4 protein-coding genes are annotated in these 4,246 nt (G+C 64.2%); 1 reads left to right on the top strand and 3 read right to left on the bottom strand.

From position 1 onward, the window contains the following. The coding region (locus EOD07_RS24755; RefSeq protein ID WP_206519543.1) for an alanine racemase at positions 1-672 on the top strand (672 nt) is incomplete at its 5' end. Between the two features lie 276 nt (positions 673-948). On the opposite strand, the gene EOD07_RS24760 is transcribed toward EOD07_RS24755, so the two are convergent. The 3 genes from EOD07_RS24760 to EOD07_RS37775 form a co-directional block, all read right to left on the bottom strand. Beyond that, positions 949-1,707 (bottom strand): heme ABC transporter permease, encoded by a 759-nt coding sequence (locus EOD07_RS24760; RefSeq protein ID WP_127237300.1) that lies wholly within the window; start codon positions 1,705-1,707, stop codon positions 949-951. 100 nt (positions 1,708-1,807) lie between these two features. Then, complete coding sequence (locus EOD07_RS24765; protein WP_071074796.1) at positions 1,808-3,577, bottom strand: glucan ABC transporter ATP-binding protein/ permease; 1,770 nt, start codon at positions 3,575-3,577, stop codon at positions 1,808-1,810. 375 nt (positions 3,578-3,952) lie between these two features. Then, a partial coding sequence (locus tag EOD07_RS37775) for a hypothetical protein (RefSeq protein WP_164772493.1) occupies positions 3,953-4,246 on the bottom strand: 294 nt, incomplete at its 5' end.

Consider the following 4,246-nt stretch of genomic DNA (forward strand, 5'->3'; position numbering starts at 1 on the left):
GTGCTGGTCGAGTGCGACACCGGCATGGGCCGCTGCGGCGTCCAGAGCGCCGAAGACGCGGTGACGCTGGCAAAGGTCATCGATCAGGCCAAAGGCCTCTCCTTCGGCGGGCTGATGACCTATCCGGCGGCGGGTCGCGCCGCCGAGGCGGACGCCTGGCTGAAGGCCGCGCGTGATGCGCTTGCGGCGGCAGGGCTCGCATGCGAACGCATCTCCAGCGGCGGCACGCCGGACATGTGGCGCTCCGGCGAGGACAGCGTCGTCACCGAATACCGGCCCGGCACCTACATCTATCTCGACCGCTACCAGGTCGCCAAAGGCGTCGGCACACTCGACGATTGTGCGCTGACGGTGCTCGCCACCGTCGTCAGCCACCCGACGAAGACGCGCGCCATCCTCGACAGCGGCAGCAAGGCGCTGTCGTCCGATACGCTGGGCCTGCCGGAGTTCGGCGAACTGCTAGGCGTGCCGGGCGCCCTGGTGACCGATTTGAGCGAAGAGCACGGCACCGTCACCCTCTCCGACGGCGCCGGCTTGCGCATCGGCGAGCGTGTGCGCGTCGTGCCCGACCATTGTTGCGTGGTCACGAATTTGTTCGATCAGGTGCATCTGATCGACGGCGACACGGTGCTGGAAACGCTGCCGGTGGCAGCAAGGGGGCGGATGGGATAGTCGAGGGTCGGGCACCCACGATCGATCGTCATCCTAGGGCGGAGCAAGGAGCGAAGCGACGCGCGCAGACCCTAGGATCCATTCCGTGACCTGGACCGTAAAGCGCTACGTTGCAGAATAGGAATTGGGGATCAGGCGCCAAGAGTCCGACGGCTGCAAGGCGGAGGAGTAACGGAATGGATCCTAGGGTCTGCGCTCCGCTGTGCGTCGCTCCGCCCTAGGATGACGAAGGCGTGGGAGGCTCCGGCTAATCGCCAATGCCAGCGCTTGGCATCCCTAAGCCCGTTCCGCCTGCCTTGCCGCAACCCTGCGCATCGCGGTCACGCGCCTGCGGAAAATCTCCGTGCGCATCGCCATCAGGTGCAGCGCGAAGAACAGCACGGTGAAGCCGAGCGCCATGACGGCGAGCGGCCACAGCATCGAAGGGTCGATGGTCGGGCCGCCGAGGCGGAAGACCGACGCCGGCTGGTGCAGCGTGTTCCACCAGTCGACCGAGAATTTGATGATCGGGATGTTGATGATGCCGACCAGCGTGATGATTGCCGCGGCCCAGGCGGCCCGGCCAGCATCGTCGAGCGCGCGGGTCAGCGCGATGATGCCGAGATACATCAGGAAAAGCACGAAAACCGAGGTCAGCCGCGCGTCCCAGACCCACCAGGTGCCCCACATCGGCTTACCCCAGATGGAACCGGTGATCAGCGCCAGCGCGGTGAAGGTGGCCCCGATCGGGGCCGCCGATTTCAGCGCCACATCGGCCAGCGGATGACGCCAGACCAGCGTGCCCAGCGCCGAGATCGCCATGATCGTGTAGCACATCATGGCGAGCCAGGCGAAAGGCACGTGGATATACATGATGCGCACGGTGATGCCCTGCTGGAAATCCTCCGGCGCGGTGAAACTCATATAGAGGCCGACGGCGAGCAGGATCGTCGCGGCCGCCGCCAGCCATGGAATGACCTTGTCCGCCAGCCCGACGAAGCGCGTCGGGTTGGCGAGGTCAGCCCATGCGGAAAAGCGTGAGGTGGTGTCGCTCATGCCGATCTAAATAGACCGGCGATGGATCGAGGGCAATTGGACGGTTGTCGCAGACGGAAGTGCTTTCCCTTCTCCCACAACAAGGGGAGAAGGGAAGAACTTACGCCGCTTCCGTCACCGGACGGCTGAGGCGGCGGACCTCCTCGTCGTTGAGCAGGCCGCCGGCGCGCAGCAGGGCGGCGAAGCGACCGTTGCGCAGCGACAGCTCGGTGAAGCCGCCCATCTCGACCACCTTGCCCTTGTCCATGAAGACGACGAGGTCGGCGTCGCGGACCGTGGTCAGGCGGTGGGCGATGATGAAGGTCGTGCGGTTGCGGCGCAGCTCGTCAATCGCTTCCTTGACGCGGTCCTCGGTCTCGACGTCGAGCGCGCTGGTCGCCTCGTCGAGCACCAGGATCGGCGCGTCCTTCAGCACGGCGCGGGCGATGGCGATACGCTGGCGCTCGCCGCCCGAGAGCTGGCCGCCCCGCTCGCCGACGACGGTGTCGTAGCCGCCGCTCTTCGACAGGATGAAGTCTTGCGCGGCGGCGGCATTGGCGGCGGCGTGCACCTCGTCATTGCTCGCATCGGCGCGGCCGACGCGGATGTTGTCCTCGATCGAGCGGTTGAGCAGGCCGGCGTCCTGGAAGACGGTGGCGATCGAGTGGCGCAGCGACTTGCGGGTCACCGTTCGGGTGTCGATGCCGTCGATCAGGATACGGCCGTGGGACGGCGTGAAGACGCGCTGCAGGAGATTGATGAGCGTCGTCTTGCCGGCGCCGGTCGGGCCGACAATGGCGACCGTCTGGCCAGCCTGGACCTCGAAGGAGACGTCCTCGATGCCGTGGCCCGAATTGGCGAACTCGAAGCTGACGTCCTCGAAGCGCACATGGCCGGTGACGTTGGTGAGCTCACGCAGGCCATCCGGCTCGATGGTCTCGGCCGCCGAGTCCTCGAGACGATAGAAGTCCTCGAGCTTGGCGCGGGCCTCGGAAATCTGGGTGGTGAAAGCCGACATCTGGTCAAGACGGGCGATCAGCATCCCTGCAAAGCCGGTGAAGGCGACGACATCGCCGACGCGGAGTTGGCCACGGGTGACGAGATAGGCGCCGATCGACAGCACGATCATCATCGAGATGGTCGACGACAGGCGGTTCAGCGCGTTGGCGATCGCCCACCAGTCGAGCACCGGGTTCTGGGCGTCGAGCAGGTCCTTGACGTAACGCTTCAGCGTCGCGGTCTCATGGCCGATGCGGTTGTAGCTCTGCAGGACGGCGACATTGCTGACGCTGTCGGAGACATGCGCGAAGACCGTGTGGTAGTGGCGCTCGACGGCGGTCTGCCCCGACTTGGTGCGGCGCATGACGATGCGGCCGATGCCGACGTAAAGCACGCCCAGGCCAAGCAGCACGACGGACATGCGGATGTCCATGGATAGCGCGGTCGGAACCAGCAGCACCAGCGCGATGGCCGTCGAGAGATGGACGCGCATGAATTCAAGCCAGAGGCTGAACAGGGTCTCGACGGCGCGCAGCAGCGTGTGCAGCGAATTGGACGTGCCGCGCTGGTGGTGCCAGGCAAGCGGCATGGTGATGACGCGCTCGAAGGACTGGCACAGCACTTCCGAGCGGCGGGCGTGGGCGAAACGGTCGGCGCCGCGCGCCACCAGCACGAAGGCTATGACATTGAAGACGCCGATGGCTGCCCAGACGGCGAGCGTCGAAAACACCGCGCCTTTTTCGGAGATGGCACCGATCACCCTGCCCAGCAGGATCGGCTCGAGGATCGCGATCGCCGCGAGCGCGACGTTGGCGCCGCAAATCAGCGCGACGCGCTTCTTGTCGGCCGCCAGATAACCCAGCGCTCTAAAGTAGATCTGCAGAAGTGACACTTCAGCTACTCCGCCAAACTCTTGTCTGTGCTCAATGCCCGAATTGTGCACCGCACCATTTTTTGACACGTATCGGTTAATGTGTCGCGAAACAATGCGTCGTCTATCCCTTCCGTTCCCATTTAGCGAACAAAAGATGACGACGGTACGAAATCTGACGTGATCACCTAACGGTTTGAGATAAAAGGTGAAATGTCAGGCTTACGGCAAAATAATGGCACTTGGCCCCCGCTGCCACATTTTTAATCACGAGCTGCTTGCTTAGCTTGCCCTAAAGGAAGGCACACGATCGGGCACAGGGACCTTGCCAAGTAAAAAACGGCGATCGGCCGCGCATCCCGAGGGGTGCGCGGTCGACAAGCCAAGCCTTTGATTTTACGCAGGTATCCTGACGACGACCTCGGTCTTTCCGCCGGATTTCGGCTCGAAAGACGCCGATTTTTTCTTCGAGCCGTCGACTTCTAGCGAGATCGACTTGGTCTTTTTGTCGCGGATGACGCGAAGCTTGATCTCGCCGTCGAACATCTTGAGCGTCGCGGCGTAGCCGTCCCAGTGCCCGGGCAGCTTCGGTCTAAACGTGATCTCCTTGCCGCGCCGCTCGATGCCGAGGATGCCTTCCACCGCGGCCCGGTAAAGCCAGCCGGCCGAGCCCGTGTACCAGGTCCAGCC

This window comes from Mesorhizobium sp. M2C.T.Ca.TU.002.02.1.1 (assembly GCF_003997225.1).

What these genes read in the sequence shown, in the direction of transcription:
- EOD07_RS24760 (WP_127237300.1), bottom strand. Translation starts at nt 1,707, where the DNA reads ATGAGCGACACCACCTCACGCTTTTCCGCATGGGCTGACCTCGCCAAC.